The following is a 21540-nucleotide window of genomic DNA, read 5'->3' as shown; positions in this document are numbered from 1 at the left end:
CGATTTACAATTAGGGAATAAAGTTTGGGCTTTAACCCAAACCTTATTGCATTAAAAATTTATAGCCACCAATGTTCTTTAAGGCGATGCCTGTTCCACGTACTACAGCACGAAGCGGATCTTCGGCCACGTGAACCGGAAGTTTGGTTTTTGCTGCCACACGTTTATCCAGGCCACGAAGCAAAGCTCCGCCACCGGTCAAATAAATTCCGGTCTGGTAGATGTCTGCAGAAAGCTCTGGCGGAGTAATTTCCAGGGCCTTAAGTATGGCCTCTTCAATTTTAGAGATCGATTTATCCAGGCAGTGCGCAATTTCTGTGTAGGAAACTGTGATCTGCTTAGGAACGCCTGTCATGAGGTCCCTGCCCTGAACAGCGAAGTCTGATGGCGGGTCCTGAAGTTCAGGTAAAGCAGCACCTACCTCTATTTTAATTTTCTCAGCGGTACGGTCTCCAATCATGATATTGTGCTGACGACGGATGTAGTTTACAATGTCCGAATCAAAATTGTCACCGGCAACGCGGATAGATTGATCACACACGATACCTGATAAAGCTATTACAGCGATTTCGGTAGTACCACCACCTATATCAATGATCATATTACCCATTGGTTCTTCCACATCAATGCCGATACCTACTGCCGCAGCCATAGGCTCATGGATCAGGTACACTTCTTTGGCACCGGCAATCTCAGCTGAATCTCTTACGGCACGTTTTTCAACTTCGGTAATCCCTGAAGGGATACAGATCACCATTCTTAAGGATGGGAACATCCAGCCTTTACCCCCGTTCAGCATACGGATCATTCCTTTGATCATAGCTTCGGCGGCATTAAAGTCGGCAATTACACCATCTTTAAGCGGTCTTACAGTACGAATATTGTCATGGGTTTTACCTTCCATCTGCATGGCTTGCCTGCCAATTGCGATAATTTTATTTGTCTGCCTGTCAAAAGCAACGATTGAAGGTTCATCAACTACTACTTTGTCGTTATGTATAATCAAGGTGTTTGCTGTGCCTAAGTCGATAGCAACCTCTTGTGTAAACCAATTAAATAAACCCATTTATAGGTGATAGTTAAATATTAAAAATTCTGTGTACTATATAATGTAAAACTACAGCTTTTTATTGTATTCGCAGACAAATAAATTAGTGTTTAAAATGTCTTACCCCTGTGGTCACCATTGCAATTCCTTTTTCATTGGCCATGTTTATAGAATCTGCGTCTTTGATAGAACCGCCTGGCTGTAAAACAGCCGTAATCCCTGCTTCGGCTGCAATTTCCACGCAGTCCGGGAAAGGGAAGAACGCATCTGAAGCCATTACAGATCCTTTAAGGTCAAAACCAAAGGCATCTGCTTTAACGATGGCCTGTTTCAGGGCATCAACCCTGGAGGTCTGGCCTACGCCGCTCGACAGCAGTTGGTTGTTCTTCACAAATACAATGGTATTTGATTTGGTATGTTTTACAATTTTATTGGCAAAATGCAGGTCTTTCAGCTCCTGTGCTGTCGGCGCTTTTTCAGTTACCGGTGTCATTTCCTCAGGGCCTTCAATAACCAGGTCTTTGTCTTGCTCAATTACCCCATTCAACAAGGTTTTAAATTGCTTTTCGCTTAGCGCTACCTCATTGCGCTGTAAAATCACCCTGTTCTTTTTGGCACGGAAAAGCTCAACAGCTTCGGCCTGGTAAGCAGGGGCAATCAGTACTTCAAAAAACAGCTTGTTGATCTCGGCTGCTGTAGCCAGGTCTATCTCTCTGTTGGCAATCAGCACACCGCCAAAGGCCGAAACCGGATCGCAGGCCAATGCCACATTCCAGGCATCAAGAATACTTGGTTTAGAGGCCACACCACAGGCATTGGTATGTTTTAAAATGGCAAAAGTGGGCTCTTCAAACTCGTCTATTAATGCTACTGCGGCGTCTACATCGACCAGGTTGTTGTAAGAAAGCTCTTTGCCGTTAAGTTTGGTGAACATTTCATCCAGGTTGCCATAAAATACACCCTGTTGATGTGGGTTTTCGCCATACCTTAATGTCTGTGAATCGCTGATGCTGTGTTTAAATACATTCAGCGGCTCTTCGGTATTGAAATAATTGAAAATTGCAGTATCATAATGCGATGAGGTGTGGAATGCCTTTTTAGCAAAAGCTTTACGCTGTGCCAGTGTAGTTTCTCCATTCTGGGCCTCCAACTGCTGCTGCAAAGTTGAATAATCATCTTTAGAAGCAAGGATAACTACATCGTTGAAATTTTTGGCCGCAGCCCTGATCAGGGAAATGCCGCCTATGTCAATCTTTTCGATGATCTCCTGCTCGGTGCCACCAGCTTTAACGGTTTCCTCGAAAGGATACAGATCAACAATAACCAGGTCGATCTCCGGGATCTCGTATTGGGCAATTTGTTCCTGGTCGGATGCCAGAGCCCTGCGGTTTAAAATACCGCCAAAAACTTTAGGGTGCAAGGTTTTTACCCGTCCCCCTAAAATAGAAGGATAACCGGTAAGGTCTTCAACAGCTGTAACAGGTATATTCAGGTCTTTAATAAACTGCTCGGTACCTCCTGTAGAGAATAACTGCACACCTTGCTGGGCAAGTAAACGTACCAGGGGTTCCAAACCATCTTTATAATAAACTGAAATTAAGGCGTTTTTGATCTTTATAGATTGACTCATCGGAGAAAAAATTTGAGCCGCAAAATTAAGATTTTTATAGGATAAATTTTTAAGAGAATTTAAAAATTAGTAAATTGATTATTGAATCTAACTAACTCTTATGCCAGGAATTACAACTTTTAAGACCAGCCCGCTTTTTAAGATGATATTGGCGAGCCATTTTTCCTTACTCAACAGCCGCGCAAACAAGATCATATTTATTGGCCTGGTTACCCTGATCAGCCTGCTTTTTATGTATACTTTCGTGCCTTTTAACATCAACAAATGGTATGATGTAGGGAAGCTTGACCTTTTAAAGATTTTCAGCATCTTTTCCCTGGCCGGAACCCTTACACTACTGTTTACACAGTTTGGGTTGCGCAAATGGCTGCGCCTGCAGTACCTTACCTATGCACATTATTTCTTTTTCTTTATTGCTGAAATTATGATCCTGACTTTTGGGGTGCTGGCTTGCGATTGGACCTTAAACCACCACCCCGAACTTTCTTTACGCAATTACCTGGATACCTTTAACTATACCATCCTCATTGCTATCCCTCCGTATGCAATTGCCCTGCTTATTTTATTTGGGGCACAGCAATACAAGCTGGCGCATCACCTGTCCCTGTCGGTAACCGCGCATAAGCCGGTGTCAGATCAGCTGCTGATCAGCGATGAAAACGGGAAACTCATTTTAACCCTGCAGCCCAGTCATGTCCTGTTTTTCAAATCGGAAGACAATTATGTGGATGTCCATTACCTGCTGGGAGGGGAATTGAAAAGAGAACTGGTCCGGACTACACTCAAAAGGATTGAATCCTCCTGCAATTATGCCGGCCTGATCAGGGTACACCGGTCGTACACCATTAACATGACTACGGTTTCTTCGGCCAGAAAAACAAACCGGGGTTATGTTATTCAGTTTGATGCTTTGCCGGACCTGCGCATACCGGTGTCGGCTTCCCATCAAAAACATTTCGAGGCCCGCTCATTCACCCCATTATAGGCCTGGTTCGTCCCAAACACAGTTCAGTCATTGTATCGCAAGGGTTCTGTAATCTATATTGCATTAACCAATTACAAACCAAACTCTAGCGCAATGAAGGTAACCAAACTATTTTTATTGATCCTTTTTCTGATGATATCATCTGGACTGAACGCCCAGATGATCAGAGGAACAATCAGGAGCAGCGCCACACAGGAGGGGCTCTCTGCAGTATCGGTCAAAGTGAAAAATTCGGCCGAAGGAACATATTCGGACGACCGCGGAAGGTTTCAGCTTAGCATCAAAAAGAAATTTCCGATAGTACTGATCGTTTCTTCCATAGGCTTTGAAGCCAGGGAAATTGATGTGAACAGCAGTGCAGGCCCTATAGATATTATGCTTACACCCGGGGCCATACTCGGACAGGAGGTTGTGGTTTCCGCCAGCAGGGTGGTACAGAAAAAGCTGTCATCGCCGGTAACTATCGAGCAGATCAGCAGTAAGGATATCAGTAATTCGCCCCAGTTAAACTATATGGATATGATTCAGGGTCTCAAGGGCGTTGATGTAACAGTGTCGAGTATCGGCTTCACCAGTATTTCTACCCGGGGCTTTAACACCAGTGGTAATACCAATTTTACGCAAATTGTAGATGGAATGGACAACCAGGCACCGGGACTTAATTTTCCCCTGGGGTCCGCCATCAGTTTAACCCAGCTGGATGTAGACAATATAGAGGTGCTGTCGGGGGCTTCTTCGGCTTTATACGGATCCAGGGGTTTAAACGGAACCATGGTCATGACCGGAAAAGACCCTTTTAAATACCAGGGTTTAAGTGTGCTGGTAACGCAGGGTGTTAACCATGTGAAAAACGGGAATACCTACGATCCGGTTGGGGCCTCGCCATATTACGACTGGGCCATTCGTTACGCCACTAAGATCAATGAAAAAATGGCATTTAAAGTAAATGGGCAGTACACACAGGCCAACGACTGGGTGGCAACCGACAGCACCAACAAAAACGGACCGGGAACCCGGTTTACAGACCCCAACTATAACGGTGTGAATTTTTACGGGGGTGCTACCAATGCCGATATTAATCCTTTTCTGCAAGGCGCACTTGCCGGAGATCCTTCGCTTGCCCCGCTGATCGAACCTTTGCTGGCCAAACCCAATTATGTAAGCCGGACAGGATATCCGGAATATGGTTACCTGGACAATAAGGCAAAATTGCTGAAAGTAAATGCGGAATTCAGGTATAAGATCAATCCGAAACTGGAAGCTATTGTTTCGGGTACCTACGGTACGGGCAATATTGTATATACCAACGATACCAGGTACCAGCTTAAAAATTTTAAAGTGGGGCAGTACCGGGCCGAACTGAAAAGCAACAACTGGTTTGTAAGGGGCTACACCACTTCTGAAAACTCGGGAAGGACCATTATTGCAGGGCCGACGTCCCAGTACATCAATGAAGGCTGGAAAACCAGTTACGACGGTGCAACAGGCGGCTGGTACCCCGAGTATACGGGGGCGTTGCTGGAAGCTCTGGCCGGAGGTACAAGCATCGGCGATGCACATTTGGCGGCCAGGGCTTTTGCGGATAAAGGAAGGGCAGAACTGGGCAGTGCCCAATTTAATACACTCAAAGAAAAGGTTTCCAATACACCCATTTCTGAAGGAGGAACATTGTTTCTGGACCGGAGTAAATTGTACAATGCAGAGGCCCAGTATAATTTTGCGGAGCATATAAAGTTTATAAACATCATTGCCGGGGTAAACTGGCGACTATACAGCCTCAACAGTAAGAACACTTTGTTTCCCGATAAAGACAAGCCGATCAATGTAAAGGAATACAGTGCCTATTTGCAACTGGCCAAAAAGCTGGCGGCCGACAGGCTCAGCCTGAGCACTTCCTTCCGCTACGATAAAAACACCTTATTTTCTTCTCCTAAAGTAACCTCAAGGGCTTCGGCCGTATATGAACCGGTTAAAGAAAATTTTATCCGTTTCTCTTATCAGAATGCGTATAGTTTTCCATCCAATATCCAGGCCCTGCAAAACACACTTAATGGATACAACAGCTATTCTTCGGGCGGTTCTTCCTTGCTGCTGAACGATAACTATCAGTTTAACAAGTACCCGCCATACACTCTGGAAAGTGTTTCGGCCTACCAACAGTCCGGCGATGCGAACCAACTCAAAAGGTTTGAATACAATGATATCAAGCCGCAATCTGTAAATGCCTTTGAACTGGGCTATGCTGCGTTGATAGGAAAACGGGTGATGTTTGATGTTCTGGGGTATTTCTCTACCTGGAAAAACTTTATTGGTTATGCCAACGTAGCGAATACCCCCGGCACCAATGATGTCACTGCTTTTAAAGACCACAGTACTTATGTACAATATAATATTGCTTTTAATGGCGGGCAAACGGTGAACACCTACGGTTATGCGGCCAGCGTGAGCGTAGATATGTCCCATAACTTCCTGGCAAAGGTAAATTACTTTTCAGACCACATTAAAAACAAGAACAACAGCCAGATTAACAACTTCAATACGCCAAATTACCACATCAATATGGAATTCGGGAACAGCGGCTTTGGAAAAAAACAGGTCTGGTCGTTCGGTACAACCCTGCGCTATAAACCGGGGTACTTTTATGTGGTGTCCGGCGGACTGGCAGAGGGGCATGTGCCAAGCTCTGCAGTTATCGACGCGCAGGTTAGCTATAAGCTGATTAAAGCACGTTCAGGAATCAGACTGGGTGCTACAAATATTACCAATAAATACTATTCAACAGGTGTGGCAAACCCTAATATCGGGGCCGTTTACTACGTAACCTACGCCTATAATATTCTATAAATATGAAACCATTACATTTAGCTGTTGCCCTGTTCGGTGCAAGCGTACTACTGTTTTCCTGCGGCGGAAACCAAACGGCCCGGCAAGGGAAGTACAATACAGTTCTGACTTTTAAACCTGGTGATGAGCAAAAGATAGCAGAAGCTTTTCTCAGCATAAAGGACAGCACAGAGCTTGTTTTAAAACAGGGGACCTATCAGTTCGATAACCTGAGCATTGCACAGGTAAAGCAGGTCCTCATCAGGGGCGAGGGATACGACAAGACCATTCTTGATTTTAAGGCCCAGAGCCAGGGTGGTGAAGGGATCAGGGTAACGGATGTCAATGGCTTTACTATTGATGGGATGACCATACGTGACTCAAAGGGCGACTTGCTCAAAATCAACAAAAGCCGGAATATTACCATTACCAATCTGCATGCGGTATGGAGCAAGGCCGATTCGACCAGCGGGGGTTATGCCATTTACCCGGTAATGTGTAAAAATGTACTGATTGAAAACTGTTATACGGAAGGCTCTTCGGATGCAGGTATTTACGTAGGTCAAACAGATAGTGCCATCGTAAGGAAATGTCGGGCGGCCAAAAACGTTGCCGGCTGCGAAATTGAAAATACTTCACATGCAGAGGTGTATGACAACGAGTTTTACAACAATACCGCAGGTTTCCTGGTGTTCGACCTGCCTGACCTCTCTAAAAAAGGAGGCTACGTAAAGGCCTATAACAATTACATTCACGACAATAATTTCAGGAATTTTGCCAAAGCCGGCAGCTTTGGTACCTCATGGGGAGTGGGTAATGCGTCACCGGGAAGCGGGATCATTATCCTTGCGGCATCAGACATAGAACTTTATAACAACCGCATCATTAACAACAATTCCTCATCCATTACCATTGCATCGGGTTTTGCTGTAGACGACAAGGCTGCTGAGAAAATAAATGCCAATTATTCACCCATTTCGAAAAATATCAATATCCACAACAACAAGATCGAAATGGGTGCTGCTTTCCCTCAGGCAGCTTATGAGCACCGTATTGGGAAAATCTTGGTAGCTGTTGAACAGCAGCTGAATGCTGCTGATCCGTCAAGGAAAAATAAAAGGATCCCTCTGATCATGTACGATGGCATTTCCAGCAATGTGCTGACCAAAGGTAATGCTGCCAATCCCGATAACATCTGTATCAGGCAGGCCGGAGAAAATGTTTTTGTCAACGCCGATTTTCTCCACATCGGCAAACCTGAAAACTGGAAGCCCAACACCAATATGGTCCCTTTTACATGTAAATAAAATTTTTCTGATGCGCAATACTTTCATTTTAGGATTTATCTTTCTTTTCAGCGTTTCGCTGTCGTTAATTAGTGGCGGGGGCTGCAAAAATAAAAGCAATACTGCTGTTCAGCACAATGTCTTTGAATTTAAAGAGCAGCTATCCGACTATGGTTTCTTTAAGGGACCGCTTAAATTGCTTCAGCCTGTGGAGGGGCTTTTGCCTTATGACATCAGTACTCCGCTGTTTACAGACTATGCGCTTAAAGACCGCTTTATTGTATTGCCCAAAGGGGCAGTGATGCGCTATAAAGATGACGGACTGCCCGATTTCCCTGACTCGACCATCATCATCAAAAATTTCGCCTACACCAATGTAAAACATGAAAAGATCATGATTGAGACCCGGCTCCTGGTTAAAGATCCGGCAAGTAAAAGCTGGAGAGTGATGAATTACCTCTGGAAAAAGGAGCAGACAGATGCAATAAGGCACATTACAGGGGCCAAAATTCCCGTCACCCTCCTGGATAATGAAGGGAATAAGCTGTTCACCAATTATCAGGTACCCAATACCAATGATTGCAAGCGCTGCCATATCAAAGATGACCAGCTGATCCCCATAGGGCCAAAAATCAGGAACCTGAACATAACGCTTGCAGGGCACCAGCTGAACCAGCTTAGCTCCTGGGCTGCGAAAGGTGTATTAAAAGGCTTGCCAGATACCGGCTTGGCACAATTGCCGAACTGGGCGGATGCGAAACGCTTTAGCCTGGAACAGCGTGCAAGGGCTTATCTGGACGTAAATTGTGCGCATTGCCATACCCGCGGAGGGGATGCCTACAACACCGGGTTGTTCCTGGAATATGAACAAAACAATCCAAATCATCTGGGGATAAGAAAGGTGCCGGTTTCTGCCGGTGGGGGCGCTGGGGGCTTAGACTATGATATTATTCCGGGCGATGCAGCACATTCTATCCTGGCCTACCGGATGAACAGTACTGAGCCCGGAACGGCTATGCCTGAACTGGCCAGGACTCTGCCCCATAGAGAAGGTATTCAGCTGATCCGGGACTGGATTAACAGCATGCCCAGGTAAGTTATTTTTTAATTTTTTTTATGATGCTTTCCACAACACGCGGATAGTGCAGGTGTTCCAGTTGCTGACCTTTAAATTTGATCATCTCCAGGTTGTCCGACTTATCGATGCGGTACCTGGCCTGGTAAATGTATTCACCCTCATCGTAGTTTTCATTTACATAGTGAATCGTAATGCCGCCTTCAGGTTCTTTTGCTTCCATCACGGCCAGGTGTACATGGTCGCCATACATGCCTTTGCCACCAAATTTAGGCAAAATTGCGGGGTGGATATTGATAATACGGCCCGGATATTCGGCGATGAGTTTTTTAGGGATAAGCCATAAGAAGCCTGCCAGTACAATCAGGTCAATTTCCAGGTTCTTGAGCATGTCAATAATGCTGTCGCTATGGTAGAATTCCTTTTTGTCAAAAATGTGGGAGGGAATTTCAAAATTGTCTGCACGTTGTAGAACATATGCATCAGGGTTATTCGTCAATACCAAAGCAATCTCTACTTCGGTACTTCTTTTAAAATGCTCCATTAATTTCTGGGCGTTTGATCCTGATCCTGATGCAAATATGGCAATGCGTTTCTTCATATAGAGGTCAAAGATAAAATTTTTGTAAAAATATAGTCACACTCAGCAACAATTTAGGTATATCGTTAGTTATAATAGCGCAATGATTTAGTATTGCATCATTATTCTTTTAATCCCGTAAATACTCCTGATCATGGAAACAAACACCCGCAGAGATTTTATTAAAAATACATTAACCGCATCACTGGCTGTAGCTATGGCCTCGCCACTGGCTGCTGTTGCCGGCACAGAAAACGCAGATGCTGTGGCCTTAAAGTTTACTCAGCTGCCCTTAAAATTTCCTTACAATGCATTTGAGCCTAATATAGATGCGCTGACTATGGAAATTCATTATACCAAACACCATACCGCGTACATCAAGAATGTAAACGATGCTATCGCTGCCGAAAGTATAACTTATGCTACAGAAAAGGATTTTTTTAACAATGCTTCCAGGCTTTCGGCCAAGGCCCGTAACAATGGGGGCGGTGCATGGAACCATAACTTCTTTTTTGAAACCTTGAAGCCGGGAACTTCAGCCGGTCCTCAGGGCAAGCTAAAAGCTGCAATTGAGCGGACCTTTGGCTCTTTGGATAAGTTTAAAGAGCAATTTTCTGCTGCGGCTGCAGCGCGGTTCGGTTCGGGCTGGGCATGGCTGGTAAATGACAATGGTACCTTAAAGATCAGTTCTACCGCCAATCAGGACAATCCTTTATTTGACAATGCCGAAGTAAAAGGTACACCATTGCTTGGATTGGATGTATGGGAGCATGCCTACTACTTAAAATACCAGAATAAACGTGCAGATTATATTGCCAACTGGTGGAATGTGGTAGACTGGGACGTTGTTGGCAGAAGATTTAAGTAGGCGTTCGTCGAAAACGACCTGAATTGGTCGAGAAGTTTAGGGTGTTGGTCGTGGCTATGGCTGAGCTGGTATATTGCTGAAAAAAGGGCTGCAACGTTTTGAAATTGAAGGCGTCTTATCTACAAACAAATAAGACAACAATTTTAAAACATAAGATTATGAAAACCCTTACAAAAACATTATTTGCAACAGTACTGGCAGTAGTACTTTTAGCATCATCATCAGTTAAAGCCCTGGCAGTAAATACAATTCAGTTAGCGGTGCCAGCTACAGGATTCAATAAAATATGGGTTAGCGGAAACGTTAAGGTCTTCTTAACCCAGAGCGATAAAGAAGGCGTGTTTGTGGAGGAGGATTTTAATCCTGCTTTCACATCGGTGATGGGAAAAGGCAATACCTTATATATTAACTCCACAGAAATAGGTTGTGTGGTCATCCGGGTCTCTGTAAAAGATCTGCAAAGAATAGAAGCAGCCGGGAATGCCCAGGTGGTAACCAGCAACAAATTTGACGTGAAGTGCCTCCAGGTGATTTTGAGCCAGAGTGCTTCTGCAAAAGTAAATGCCATTGCGGGTAGTTTGTATACCAATGTACGTGAAGATGCCCGTTTGAAAATGAGCGGGGTAACCGATCAGCATACTGCTGTTGCGACGAATGCAAAAAATGTGCAACTGGATGGGCTTTTAAGTCTAAGCACCAAACGGCCACAGGCAGACATGGAGCTGGGACTGGTTGCAGCACAGCTTACAGCAATAAAATAAAACACAGAGGGATAAGCGACAGGGGAGCAAAAGCGGCAGGTAAAACCTGTCGCTTTTTATTTGTCCCGAAATCTAAATATGGCAGAGGATGTTCAGCAGCTTGCCAAATGGGTCCCGGGTATAAAATCTTTTTACACCCCATGGTTCAACTGCCGGGCCATATTCAATTAGAAATCCGGCCGCTTTTGTGCGGTTTAATGTTTCTTCAAAATCGTCCACTTCAATTGACAGGTCCGGGGTTGGTGTCCCGGAACCACCTTCTGAAGCAAAACTGATCTGGGTATTCATTTTTTGATTTTCAATTCCATAAGTGGCAATCCAGCCATGATCCATCAGGATTTCCAGGCCCAGTACAGTTTTGTAAAAGGCTTCGGCCCTGTTAATGTCCTCAGTATGAATATTTGCAACAATCCGTTTAACCATGAGCTAAAAGTAGGTTATAAAAAATAATTTGCATAATGCTTTTGTAATTTAAAAACATTAATTCTATATTTGCAGTCCGAAAATTAGAACAATAAAAGAGCGGTAGCGCTAAAATAAAAATATTAACAATAAGAAATGGCAAATCATAAGTCTTCACTAAAGAGAATCAGAGCAAACGCTGCTAAACGTTTACGTAACAGGTACCAGGCAAAAACAACGCGTACGTTTATCAAAAGATTGCGTGCTGCAGAAGATAAAAAAACTGGATTGGAATTACTTCCTAAAGTAGTTTCTATGCTGGATCGTTTGGCCAAAAAGAATGTTATACACAAAAACAAAGCGGCTAACAATAAATCTAAGCTGACTAAATTTGTGAATGGCTTAAAATAAACATAGCTTTACAATATTGTAAAAGGGATATGCATAGCATATCCCTTTTTTTGTTTCAATGAATTTATGCTATGAAGGTTTACCAGGAAAAATTGGGCATTAAGCTATGGGCTGAGGCCGACAGGCCCCGAGAAAAACTTTTGCTTAACGGAAGGAGGCACCTTACAGATGCTGAACTGATCGCTGTCCTGATAGGTTCGGGAAATAAGAACGAAACCGCTGTAGACTTGAGTAAGCGTATACTCGCTTCCTGTAAGAATGATCTGGATGCACTGGGTAAGTTATCAGTAAAAGACCTCTCCAGGTTCAGAGGGATAGGCGAAGCAAAGGCAATCAGTATTGTGGCAGCCCTCGAACTGGGCAGGCGCAGAAAGGAAACAGCTGGCGAAGAGGCCATGAAAATTACCACATCAATGGATGTCTATAAAATGCTGCTCCCTGTTTTTGCAGACCTGAATCACGAAGAGTTCTGGATCCTGATGCTAAACCAGGCCCATTATGTAATCGGCAAACAGCTGGTCAGCAAAGGGGGGATGGCAGGCACAGTAGCCGATCCAAAGATCATTTTTAAAACCGCATTGGAGCATAATGCTGCATATATTATCCTGGTCCATAACCACCCCTCTGGAAATCTGAAGCCAAGTGCTGAGGATTTGAGCATAACCAAAAAACTGGTTGCAGCTGGGGAAATGCTCGATTTATATGTGCTGGATCATCTTATTGTAACGAATAAGTTGTTTTTTAGTTTCGGAGATGAGGGCTTAATTTAACATTGAAGCTGTAAATTGGCCTTATGAAGATGATGATGAAACTATGTATGGGCCTGTTGTTGCTGATGACAGCTGTTAAGGCCCAAAGGAAGCCTGCGGATTACCTCAATGTAATGAGTTATAACATTCGCTACAACAATACTACGGATGGAGAAGATGCCTGGCCTAACAGAAAGGACAATGTAAAAGCGCTGGTGAAATTTCATGATGCAGATATTTTGTGTGTACAGGAAGCGCTGGCCTTACAGGCTGATCAGCTGCTGGAAAATACAAATTATGAAATGGTTGGTGTAGGCCGTACAGATGGGAAGCGTGAGGGCGAATTTTCTGCTATTTATTTTGATAAAACAAGATTTGTGAAAAAAGATGGCGGTACTTTCTGGTTGTCGGATACACCTGAAAAACCATCCAGGGGCTGGGATGCGGCCATTGTCAGAATTTGTACCTGGGTACGGCTGTACGACAAATGGAATAAAAAAGAGTTTATGGTTTTTAATACCCATTACGATCATGTGGGGGTGCAGGCCAGAATTGAATCGGCTAAGCTGATCAAAAAGAAGATCCAGGAAATTGCACCCAAATTGCCCGTGGTACTCACCGGCGATTTAAACGTTACGCCAGAAACAGGAGCTGTTGCTACCATCAAAACCTTTTTAAGTGATACCAAAGAAATCTCTATAGAACCTGCTTATGGCCCTGAAGGTACGTTCAACAGTTTTAAATGGAACGCTCCATTAAAGGACAAGATCGATTATATTTTTGTGAACAGAGGCTTTAAGGTGCAAAAGTTCGGCGTGCTGAGTGATAGTAAAAACAGGCGTTACCCCTCAGATCACCTTCCTATCATGGCCCGGTTGTTTTTTTAAAGCACTAGTTTTGAGTTTTCCCGTTCAATTTAAGCTCTTCGGAGAATTATACCACTGGCATTATATTTTTGAGTTGCTGGCCTTCTTTGTTGGTGTACGTTTATACTATTTCCTGAAAAGAGGGATTAAAGATCCGATTTCTGATGAAAACAGGATGTGGATTATGCTTGGGGCAATGCTGGGTGCTTTGGTCGGTTCCAGGGTAGTTGCCATACTGGAAACGCCAGGACAACTTGGACAGCTCAGTTTTTTTATGCTTTACCAGAGTAAAACCATTGCAGGGGGCTTACTTGGCGGCTTGTTTGGGGTAGAGCTTGTTAAAAAGGCAATTGGGGTAAAAATAGCATCGGGCGATATTTATGTAATCCCTATTATAGTTGCGTTGTTCATCGGACGGATCGGCTGTTTCCTGATGGGTATTGATGAACCCGTGTTTGGAAATGCGACTACGTTTTTTATGGGGATGGATCTGGGCGATGGCTTGAAAAGGCATCCGGTAGCCTTGTACGAGATGTTGTATATGGTATTGCTATGTGGTCTTTTTATCGGGCTTAGCAAAAAGGAAATGGTCAATGGTGATCGCTTTAAGCTGTTTATGGTGCTGTATTTTTTATACCGGTTTGCCGTGGAGTTCATCAAACCTTACCATCCCCTTTTTTTAAATTTAAGCAGTATACACTGGGCAGCATTGTTTATATTTCTGTATTATTATAAATTCATCATCCGCACAGCGAAACAATTATGCCCATGAAAACCAGAGATTACATTTACTACGATTATACCAAAAGCCTTTGCCCGGAATGTTTACAGCTTTGCGATGCCAAAATCGTATTTCAGGACGCAAAAGTATTTATGCTGAAAAACTGCAGGGTACATGGCGATAGTAAGGTCATGATAGCCGACGATATTGAATATTACAAGCAGATCAGGAATTACAATAAGCAATCGGAGATGCCCCTGAAGTTTAATACAAAGGTACACTATGGCTGCCCTTACGATTGTGGCCTGTGCACAGATCATGAGCAGCATTCCTGCCTAACCATCATAGAAGTGACAGATCGCTGCAACCTGAGTTGTCCTACCTGTTATGCCATGTCATCCCCAAATTATGGACGGCACCGTACATTGGAGGAAATCAATAAAATGATGGATGTGGTAGTTGCCAATGAAGGCGAGCCGGATGTGGTCCAGCTTTCGGGCGGTGAGCCTACCGTTCATCCGGATTTCTTTAAAATACTTGATCTGGCTAAAACCAAGCCCATCAAACACCTGATGGTAAATACCAACGGCATCAGGCTGGCAAAGGATATTGGCTTTGTAGAAAAGCTCGCTTCTTATATGCCCGATTTTGAAATTTACCTGCAGTTTGACAGTTTTAGCGCTGAGGTGCTGGAAAAACTGAGAGGAGAGGACCTGACAGAGGTAAGAAAGAAGGCTATTGACCACCTTAACCGGTTCAATGTTTCTACAACGCTGGTAGTTACCCTTCAGAAAGGTGTAAATGATCATGAAATTGGTGAAATACTGGATTATGCTTTAAAGCAGAAATGCGTAAGGGGCGTAACTTTTCAGCCTACCCAGGTGGCGGGGAGGAACGACAATTACAATGACCAGCAGGGGAGGATCACACTGACAGAAGTGAGGCGCAAAATCTATGAGCAGTATCCCCTGTTTAAACCGCAGGATCTGATCCCGGTGCCCTGTAACCCTGATGCACTTTGTATGGCCTATGCGTTAAAGCTAGACGAGGAAGTGTTGCCCATGACACACCTCATTAACCCGGAAGACCTGCTCAACAATTCAAAAAATACCATTGTTTTTGAACATGATGAAAAACTGAAAGAACATATGCTCAATTTGTTTAGTACAGGGGTTTCTGTAGATTGTGCCGAAGGGACATTCGGGGAACTGATGTGCTGTCTGCCGCGGGTACAGTCTGACAGTCTGAGTTACAACAATCTGTTCAGGATCATTATCATGAACTTTATGGATCCGCTGGATTTTGACGTAAGGGCCGTAAAAAAATCATGTGTGCATATTGTAAGCGATAAAATGAAACTCATCCCTTTCGAAACCATGAATATTTTTTACAGGGACCATAAAATAGAGGCAATAAGAGAAAAATTAAACCTCAATTAATTTACATTTGTAAACTAAAGCAATAGAGATGGCAGTTTTTTTACTTTACTGGGTCGCTGTAGGCATTCTGCTGCTGATTGGATTTATCCAGCTGATCGTTAAAGCGGTAAACGACCAGCCGCTAAAACCAGCATTAAGATTGCTGATCATCGGCGTAATACTGCTGGTAGTTGGTGCTGGCGCATGCGTGGCAATCCTAAGCAATCTGAGCATTCATTAACGATTTATCTTTTTAGTTTCAGGGTGCGCTTTTTGGGCTTTCCGCTTTCGGCATTAAATAATATCTTTGCGTTTTATTTGAATACGCGACATGAAGATATCATACAATTGGCTTAAACAATTCATTCAAACGGATAAAACACCACAGGAACTTTCGCTGATACTGACGAATATTGGCCTGGAAGTAGAAAGCCTGGAAACAGTACAGGCTGTTGCCGGTGGCCTGGAGGGCTTGGTTATAGGTCATGTATTGAGTTGTGTGCAGCACCCGAATGCAGACCGGTTGCGGGTAACCACTGTTGATGTGGGCGGACCGGAAATTTTACAGGTTGTTTGTGGTGCACCCAACGTGGCACAGGGCCAAAAAGTAGTGGTGGCTACTGTTGGTACTACCGTTTATCCGAATGAAGGCGAGCCGTTTAAGATCAATAAATCAAAGATAAGAGGCGAGGTGTCGGAAGGTATGATCTGTGCTGAAGATGAGATCGGCTTGGGCGTCTCTCATGACGGGATCATGGTTTTGCCTGAAAATGCATTGACAGGTACCATCGCAAAAACTTATTTCAAGCTGGAGGATGACTATCTTTTTGAAATTGGCCTTACCCCCAACCGGGCCGATGCGGCTTCACATTTAGGTGTGGCAAGAGATTTGGCAGCCTATTTCCGCTCGCCATTACAGATGCCTGATGTTTCCGGTTTTAAGGCAGACAATGAGACGCTGAAGATTGAAGTGCAGGTAGAAGATACTGTTGCGGCACCAAGGTACAGCAGTGTAACCATCAGTGGTGTTACGGTTAAGGCCTCGCCAGACTGGTTACAGGATAAGTTAAAAGTTATTGGCATCAGGCCAATAAACAATATTGTAGACATTACCAATTATGTACTGCACGATCTGGGCATTCCCTTGCACGCTTTTGATGCAGACCAGATCAAAGGGGCAAAGGTTATTGTTAAGAAATGTACTGAAGGAACACCTTTTGTAACACTTGATGGTGTTGAGCGTAAGCTTTCGGCCGAAGACCTGATGATCTGTAATACAGAAGAGCCGATGTGTATCGCCGGTGTTTTTGGTGGCAAGAGTTCTGGTATTACCGAAACCACAACAAATGTATTTTTGGAAAGTGCCTATTTTAACGCGGTTTCTGTACGTAAAACGTCGAAAAGACATGGGCTTAAAACAGATGCCTCGTTCAGGTTTGAGCGTGGCACAGATCCAGATATGACGGTTACTGCCTTAAAACGTGCGGCATTGCTGATCAGCGAACTGGCTGGTGGTAAAATTGCTTCCCAGGTTTCAGACATTTATCCGGAGTCGGTTAAGCCTTTTGATGTGGAAGTAAGTTATGCTAATATAAACAGGTTAATTGGTGCAGAAATCCCTTCGGCACAGATCAAAGCAATTGTTGTTGCCTTGGGGATAGCTGTAGACGCTGAAACTGCTGAGGGGCTAAAGCTTAAAGTACCTGCTTTTAAGGTAGATGTAACCCGTGAATGCGACATTACTGAAGAGGTGTTGAGGATTTATGGTTACAACAATATCGAGATCCCAAGTAAAATCAATGCTTCTTTATCTTATAGCACAAAGCCTGATAAAGAACAGACCCAACATGTAATTGCTGATATGCTTACTGCAAATGGCTTTTTAGAGATTTGGTGCAATTCTTTAACCAAGGGGGCTTATTCCAAAAATCCGGAAGAGGCGGTACAGATCCTGAACCCTTTGAGCTCGGACCTGAATGTAATGCGCCAGGAACTGCTGATGCCTGCCCTGGAAAGTGTTGCTTATAACCAGAACAGGAAAACGGCCGACATTAAGTTTTATGAGTTTGGCAAAACCTATCACCTGATTGCAGGTAAATATGTGGAACGCCCTCGCCTGCTGGTATTGCTTTCAGGAGCAAACCAGGCAGAGCAATGGAACCAGAAGCCTGCGCCGGTTAGCTTTTATCATTTAAAGGCAGCTGTTGACGCGGTTATCGGAAGGTTAGGCATTACAGGTTATCAAACTGAGGAAGTACAGGATGGAAATTTCGCTTATGGCCTGAAATACTTCAGGGGCGAGAAGGCTATCGTGACTTTTGGTGCTGCGACAGCGGCTGATAAGAAAAAAGCAGATGTAGATAAGGATGTGTATTATGCAGACTTTGACTGGGCATTGCTGCTGGATATGGTAAGGAAGAATAAAATTGTGAATAAAGATGTTCCGAAATATCCTGCTGTGAGAAGGGACCTGTCTATGCTGGTAGATACTGAAGTTACTTTTGATGCTTTAAAAGCGGTTGCTTTAAAGGCCGAGAAGAAGCTGATCAGGAACATACAGGTGTTTGACGTGTATGTAGGGGATAAGCTGCCGGCGGGTAAAAAATCATATGCACTGAATTTTACGATTCAGGATGAGGAGCAAACCTTAACCGATAAACAGATAGATGCAGTTATGCAAAAAATTATACATAACTTAGCACAAACAGTTAAAGCAGAAATTAGAAAATAAAATATTTTTCATGTCATCAGTTGCAGATCAATTAACCTCCGTATTGCAGAAAACAGCTCGCTTAATAGAGCTTTGTAGTGCATTGCAAGAAGAAAATGACCTGTTAAAGCTGGAAAATGAGTCGGTTAAGGTTGCGCTTGATACTTCAAAAAACAAGAACGCAGACCTTGAAGAGAAGTTGAGGGTTTTAAAGTTGGCGAAGAGTATTGAAGGCACAAGTGAAAAGACACTTGATATAAAGCAAAAAATTAACGAATTTGTGCGTGAAATAGATAAGTGTGTTGTATTGCTTAAAAAATAAGCGGTATCTGAAAAGTGAAACAAAGCTAAGAAATGGGAGAAATCTCGATAAAAATAACTATTTCCGATCGTATCTACCCTTTAAAGGTAAATACCGAGGAAGAAGAAATTGTAAGGCGGGCAGCCAAAATTATTAATGAACGCATAAAAGACTACCAGGAAAATTATGCGGTCAGAGATAAGCAGGATTTGCTTTCTATGGCGGTATTGCACTATGCAACGGCGGTACTGAGGGTAGAGAACAAGGTCCAGAATCAGGACACAGCTGTTGCCGAGAAGGTGGAAGAACTGGATAGTTTATTAAACGATTTTTTTTCAAAATAAGTACGTTCTTTACATAAGTTAAGATTAGCACAAAGACATAGCCGCAGCTAGGTTTTTGAGTTTCACTATTTTTAAAACTTAACACTTCAATATTTATAGGATTGAGAGAGTGTATTTCATCTGCATTCGTGCACCTGAAAATGACTTAAATCCTAATTATAATTAGTTGAGGTTTTTAAAACGAGGGGCTCAAGGATTTAGTTGCGGTTTTTTTTTGAAACTACAGATGACGTGGTTTCAGGATATAGATAAAAGGAATTATAAGTAATCAGATAAGATTAAAGTCCCGGAGGGATTGGTGCTTGCATGAGGATTGTATCTGATTAAACAACAAATAAAAATAGAGAATGGAAATACTAGGATATGTACTGGCCGGCCTTGTGGTTGGTGTTTTAATAGGGAGGTTCCTGCTCAGGAACCTGCTGAAAGCGCAGGAGACTGCTGCACAGACCAAGGTAAAAAAGATGCTCAAGGATGCCGAGAGCAAAGCCGAGATCATGAAGAAAGACAGGTTGCTGGAAGCAAAAGAGAAGTTTTTGCAACTGAAATCTGAGCACGAGCAGGAAGTAAACTCAAAGAACAACCAGATCAACCAGCGCGAGAACTCGCTGAAACAGAAAGAGCAGTCTTTGAACCAGAAACTGGAAAATGCGAGTCGTAAGGAGCAGGAGCTGGATAACCATAAAAAGAACCTGGAAAGGCAGACAGAAATTGCAGTAAAGAAACAGGAAGAAGTTGAGGTGCTGAAAAACCAGCACATTAAACAGCTGGAGACGATTGCCGGCCTAAGTGCTGATGAAGCCCGTGGGCAATTGGTGGAAAGTATGAAGCAGGAAGCCCGTACCCAGGCTATGATTCAGGTAAAGGATATTGTAGACGAAGCAAAACTTACAGCTACCAAAGAAGCTAAAAAAGTGGTTATCCAAACCATACAGCGTACTGCGGTCGAGGCGGCCATCGAAAATACTGTGTCTATTTTCCACATCGAAAGCGACGAGATCAAAGGACGTGTTATTGGACGTGAGGGACGTAACATCCGTGCACTTGAAGCCGCTACAGGTATTGAGATCATTGTTGATGATACACCGGAGGCAATTATCCTGTCAGGCTTTGACCCGGTAAGAAGGGAGATTGCCCGCTTGGCCCTGCATCGTTTGGTAACAGACGGCCGTATACACCCTGCCCGTATTGAAGAGGTTGTTGCCAAAACAAAAAAACAGATAGAGGACGAGATTGTAGAGATCGGGGAGCGTACGGTAATAGACCTTGGTATTCACGGTTTACACCCAGAACTGATCAGAATGGTTGGACGTATGCGCTACCGTTCTTCGTACGGACAAAACTTACTGCAGCACTCGCGCGAGGTAGCCAATTTCTGTGCTACTATGGCGGCAGAACTGGGCCTAAACGCCAAGATGGCCAAACGTGCCGGACTGTTGCACGATATAGGTAAAGTGCCTGACGACAATCCGGAATTACCACACGCTATCCTGGGTATGCAGCTAGCCGAAAAATATAAAGAACATCCAGAAATTTGCAATGCCATTGGCGCCCACCACGATGAGATAGAGATGACTTCTATGATATCGCCAATTATCCAGGCCTGTGATGCGATATCTGGTGCCCGTCCGGGTGCCCGTCGTGAGGTTGTTGAAAGTTATATCAAACGTTTAAAGGAATTGGAAGAGCTGGCGCTTTCTTACCCTGGTGTGGAAAAAACATTTGCCATCCAGGCAGGTAGGGAACTGCGCGTGGTAGTAGAGAGTGAGCGGGTAACCGATCAGCAGGCCGAATTGCTGGCTGCTGACATCTCTAACCGGATACAAACAGAAATGACTTATCCTGGGCAGATTAAGGTGACTGTGATCAGGGAGACGCGTTCTGTTTCATTTGCAAAATAATTAACCTATTATATTTTTGGAAAAGCGATGGGATTACCCGTCGCTTTTTTTTATTTTTACAATTAAACCAATAACGACATGAAGAAGGAGCAAAACAAAGGGGCTGCGGCAAATGCCAAAAGCGAGGTGGATATGCTTTTTGACAAATATGCCGAAAGCCACCAGAACCACACCAATGAGACCATCCACTGGATTTGTGTTCCTTTAATTGTTTTTAGCCTGCTGGGCCTGGTTTGGGCCATTCCCTTTCCGCATCTGGAATTCCTGGGCAGGTACAATGGTTATGTAAACTGGGCCTCGTTTCTGATTGCCTTTTCAGTTTATTATTACTACAGGCTTTCGCCTGTAATGTCGTACCTCATGTTGCTGCTGATCTTTGGAATGTCTATTCTTATTGTGCAGCTGGAAAAAATTGAAGCCGCTGGCGGCCCTGCGTTATGGCTGGTTTGCCTGGTTATTTTTGTACTGGCCTGGATAGGACAATTTATAGGCCATAAGATTGAAGGGAAGAAGCCTTCATTTTTAGAAGATGTTAAGTTCCTGTTAATCGGCCCAATTTGGTTATTGCATTTTATTTGCAAAAAAGTGGGCCTAAGATATTGATCTGAAAGCCATTTAATGATTTCTTAACATTTGGGTAAACGAATGGTAATTTGATGCT

The 21540-nt window shown here is 43.7% G+C and carries 21 protein-coding genes; 17 read left to right on the top strand and 4 right to left on the bottom strand.

The features are described from left to right. Positions 1-43: 43 nt before the first annotated feature. The gene (locus B9A91_RS22905) at positions 44-1066 is read right to left on the bottom strand and encodes a rod shape-determining protein (RefSeq protein ID WP_084241394.1); all 1023 of its coding nucleotides are present in this window, start codon (positions 1064-1066) and stop codon (positions 44-46) included. 85 nt (positions 1067-1151) lie between these two features. Beyond that, complete coding sequence (gene purH / locus B9A91_RS22900; protein ID WP_084241393.1) at positions 1152-2678, bottom strand: bifunctional phosphoribosylaminoimidazolecarboxamide formyltransferase/IMP cyclohydrolase; 1527 nt, start codon at positions 2676-2678, stop codon at positions 1152-1154. A 100-nt stretch (positions 2679-2778) separates the two neighbouring features. Here purH and B9A91_RS22895 point away from each other — a divergent pair, with 100 nt between their 5' ends. The 4 genes from B9A91_RS22895 (at position 2779) to B9A91_RS22880 (ending at position 8868) form a co-directional block, all read left to right on the top strand. After that, positions 2779-3663 (top strand): LytTR family DNA-binding domain-containing protein, encoded by an 885-nt coding sequence (locus B9A91_RS22895; RefSeq protein WP_084241392.1) that lies wholly within the window; start codon positions 2779-2781, stop codon positions 3661-3663. A 93-nt stretch (positions 3664-3756) separates the two neighbouring features. Next, positions 3757-6507, top strand: a complete 2751-nt coding sequence (locus tag B9A91_RS22890) for a TonB-dependent receptor (RefSeq protein ID WP_084241391.1) — start codon at positions 3757-3759, stop codon at positions 6505-6507. Between the two features lie 2 nt (positions 6508-6509). Beyond that, the gene (locus tag B9A91_RS22885) at positions 6510-7793 is read left to right on the top strand and encodes a parallel beta-helix domain-containing protein (RefSeq protein WP_084241390.1); all 1284 of its coding nucleotides are present in this window, start codon (positions 6510-6512) and stop codon (positions 7791-7793) included. Between the two features lie 10 nt (positions 7794-7803). Then, positions 7804-8868, top strand: coding sequence for an SO2930 family diheme c-type cytochrome (locus tag B9A91_RS22880; RefSeq protein WP_159451769.1), 1065 nt, complete (start codon positions 7804-7806; stop codon positions 8866-8868). A 1-nt stretch (position 8869) separates the two neighbouring features. On the opposite strand, the gene purN is transcribed toward B9A91_RS22880, so the two are convergent. Then, positions 8870-9448: a phosphoribosylglycinamide formyltransferase gene (gene purN, locus B9A91_RS22875; RefSeq protein WP_084241388.1), complete on the bottom strand. Its 579-nt coding sequence runs from the start codon at positions 9446-9448 to the stop codon at positions 8870-8872. Positions 9449-9581: 133 nt separating this feature from the next. Between purN and B9A91_RS22870 the strand changes: the two genes are divergently transcribed. After that, entirely contained in the window at positions 9582-10295 is a 714-nt protein-coding gene (locus B9A91_RS22870; RefSeq protein ID WP_084241387.1) for a superoxide dismutase, read from the top strand. Positions 10296-10453: 158 nt separating this feature from the next. After that, entirely contained in the window at positions 10454-11056 is a 603-nt protein-coding gene (locus B9A91_RS22865; protein WP_084241386.1) for a GIN domain-containing protein, read from the top strand. Between the two features lie 72 nt (positions 11057-11128). Here B9A91_RS22865 and B9A91_RS22860 read toward each other — a convergent pair whose 3' ends face one another. Further along, positions 11129-11479, bottom strand: a complete 351-nt coding sequence (locus B9A91_RS22860) for a VOC family protein (RefSeq protein ID WP_084241385.1) — start codon at positions 11477-11479, stop codon at positions 11129-11131. Positions 11480-11614: 135 nt separating this feature from the next. On the opposite strand from B9A91_RS22860, the gene rpsT reads away from it, so the two are divergent. From rpsT to B9A91_RS22805, 11 genes are all read left to right on the top strand, one after another. Then, positions 11615-11869: a 30S ribosomal protein S20 gene (gene rpsT, locus B9A91_RS22855; protein ID WP_012780987.1), complete on the top strand. Its 255-nt coding sequence runs from the start codon at positions 11615-11617 to the stop codon at positions 11867-11869. Positions 11870-11940: 71 nt separating this feature from the next. Further along, positions 11941-12639 (top strand): RadC family protein, encoded by a 699-nt coding sequence (gene radC / locus B9A91_RS22850; RefSeq protein WP_084241384.1) that lies wholly within the window; start codon positions 11941-11943, stop codon positions 12637-12639. A gap of 29 nt (positions 12640-12668) precedes the next feature. Then, positions 12669-13505, top strand: a complete 837-nt coding sequence (locus B9A91_RS22845) for an endonuclease/exonuclease/phosphatase family protein (protein WP_235012661.1) — start codon at positions 12669-12671, stop codon at positions 13503-13505. Positions 13506-13515: 10 nt separating this feature from the next. Beyond that, positions 13516-14256 (top strand): prolipoprotein diacylglyceryl transferase, encoded by a 741-nt coding sequence (locus tag B9A91_RS22840; RefSeq protein WP_084241382.1) that lies wholly within the window; start codon positions 13516-13518, stop codon positions 14254-14256. Then, the gene (locus tag B9A91_RS22835) at positions 14253-15644 is read left to right on the top strand and encodes a radical SAM protein (protein ID WP_084241381.1); all 1392 of its coding nucleotides are present in this window, start codon (positions 14253-14255) and stop codon (positions 15642-15644) included. The genes B9A91_RS22840 and B9A91_RS22835 overlap by 4 nt, the downstream gene beginning before the upstream one ends. Before the next feature lie 28 nt (positions 15645-15672). After that, on the top strand, positions 15673-15864 hold the full coding sequence (locus B9A91_RS22830) for a hypothetical protein (protein ID WP_084241380.1): 192 nt from the start codon (positions 15673-15675) through the stop codon (positions 15862-15864). 90 nt (positions 15865-15954) lie between these two features. Then, positions 15955-18354, top strand: a complete 2400-nt coding sequence (gene pheT, locus B9A91_RS22825) for a phenylalanine--tRNA ligase subunit beta (RefSeq protein ID WP_084241379.1) — start codon at positions 15955-15957, stop codon at positions 18352-18354. Between the two features lie 10 nt (positions 18355-18364). Further along, positions 18365-18655, top strand: a complete 291-nt coding sequence (locus B9A91_RS22820) for a hypothetical protein (RefSeq protein WP_084241378.1) — start codon at positions 18365-18367, stop codon at positions 18653-18655. 32 nt (positions 18656-18687) lie between these two features. Next, a complete protein-coding gene (locus B9A91_RS22815) occupies positions 18688-18978 on the top strand; it encodes a cell division protein ZapA (RefSeq protein WP_084241377.1) in 291 nt (96 codons plus the stop codon). 347 nt (positions 18979-19325) lie between these two features. Beyond that, the gene (rny, locus tag B9A91_RS22810) at positions 19326-20879 is read left to right on the top strand and encodes a ribonuclease Y (protein WP_084241376.1); all 1554 of its coding nucleotides are present in this window, start codon (positions 19326-19328) and stop codon (positions 20877-20879) included. A 78-nt stretch (positions 20880-20957) separates the two neighbouring features. Beyond that, positions 20958-21482 (top strand): Mpo1 family 2-hydroxy fatty acid dioxygenase, encoded by a 525-nt coding sequence (locus B9A91_RS22805; RefSeq protein ID WP_084241375.1) that lies wholly within the window; start codon positions 20958-20960, stop codon positions 21480-21482. Positions 21483-21540 lie beyond the last annotated feature (58 nt).

The sequence above is a fragment of the Pedobacter africanus genome (genome assembly GCF_900176535.1).
Classification (GTDB): Bacteria; Bacteroidota; Bacteroidia; order Sphingobacteriales; family Sphingobacteriaceae; genus Pedobacter; species Pedobacter africanus.
This window is presented reverse-complemented; position numbering and strand designations above follow the sequence as displayed.

Excerpts from the sequence above, each read along its gene's own strand:
- B9A91_RS22905 (WP_084241394.1), bottom strand. The coding sequence starts at position 1,066 with ATGGGTTTATTTAATTGGTTTACACAAGAGGTTGCTATCGACTTAGGC.
- purH (WP_084241393.1), bottom strand. The coding sequence starts at position 2,678 with ATGAGTCAATCTATAAAGATCAAAAACGCCTTAATTTCAGTTTATTAT.
- B9A91_RS22895 (WP_084241392.1), top strand. The coding sequence starts at position 2,779 with ATGCCAGGAATTACAACTTTTAAGACCAGCCCGCTTTTTAAGATGATA.
- B9A91_RS22890 (WP_084241391.1), top strand. The coding sequence starts at position 3,757 with ATGAAGGTAACCAAACTATTTTTATTGATCCTTTTTCTGATGATATCA.
- B9A91_RS22885 (WP_084241390.1), top strand. The coding sequence starts at position 6,510 with ATGAAACCATTACATTTAGCTGTTGCCCTGTTCGGTGCAAGCGTACTA.
- B9A91_RS22880 (WP_159451769.1), top strand. The coding sequence starts at position 7,804 with ATGCGCAATACTTTCATTTTAGGATTTATCTTTCTTTTCAGCGTTTCG.
- purN (WP_084241388.1), bottom strand. The coding sequence starts at position 9,448 with ATGAAGAAACGCATTGCCATATTTGCATCAGGATCAGGATCAAACGCC.
- B9A91_RS22870 (WP_084241387.1), top strand. The coding sequence starts at position 9,582 with ATGGAAACAAACACCCGCAGAGATTTTATTAAAAATACATTAACCGCA.
- B9A91_RS22865 (WP_084241386.1), top strand. The coding sequence starts at position 10,454 with ATGAAAACCCTTACAAAAACATTATTTGCAACAGTACTGGCAGTAGTA.
- B9A91_RS22860 (WP_084241385.1), bottom strand. The coding sequence starts at position 11,479 with ATGGTTAAACGGATTGTTGCAAATATTCATACTGAGGACATTAACAGG.
- rpsT (WP_012780987.1), top strand. The coding sequence starts at position 11,615 with ATGGCAAATCATAAGTCTTCACTAAAGAGAATCAGAGCAAACGCTGCT.
- radC (WP_084241384.1), top strand. The coding sequence starts at position 11,941 with ATGAAGGTTTACCAGGAAAAATTGGGCATTAAGCTATGGGCTGAGGCC.
- B9A91_RS22845 (WP_235012661.1), top strand. The coding sequence starts at position 12,669 with ATGATGATGAAACTATGTATGGGCCTGTTGTTGCTGATGACAGCTGTT.
- B9A91_RS22835 (WP_084241381.1), top strand. The coding sequence starts at position 14,253 with ATGAAAACCAGAGATTACATTTACTACGATTATACCAAAAGCCTTTGC.
- B9A91_RS22830 (WP_084241380.1), top strand. The coding sequence starts at position 15,673 with ATGGCAGTTTTTTTACTTTACTGGGTCGCTGTAGGCATTCTGCTGCTG.
- pheT (WP_084241379.1), top strand. The coding sequence starts at position 15,955 with ATGAAGATATCATACAATTGGCTTAAACAATTCATTCAAACGGATAAA.
- B9A91_RS22820 (WP_084241378.1), top strand. The coding sequence starts at position 18,365 with ATGTCATCAGTTGCAGATCAATTAACCTCCGTATTGCAGAAAACAGCT.
- B9A91_RS22815 (WP_084241377.1), top strand. The coding sequence starts at position 18,688 with ATGGGAGAAATCTCGATAAAAATAACTATTTCCGATCGTATCTACCCT.
- rny (WP_084241376.1), top strand. The coding sequence starts at position 19,326 with ATGGAAATACTAGGATATGTACTGGCCGGCCTTGTGGTTGGTGTTTTA.
- B9A91_RS22805 (WP_084241375.1), top strand. The coding sequence starts at position 20,958 with ATGAAGAAGGAGCAAAACAAAGGGGCTGCGGCAAATGCCAAAAGCGAG.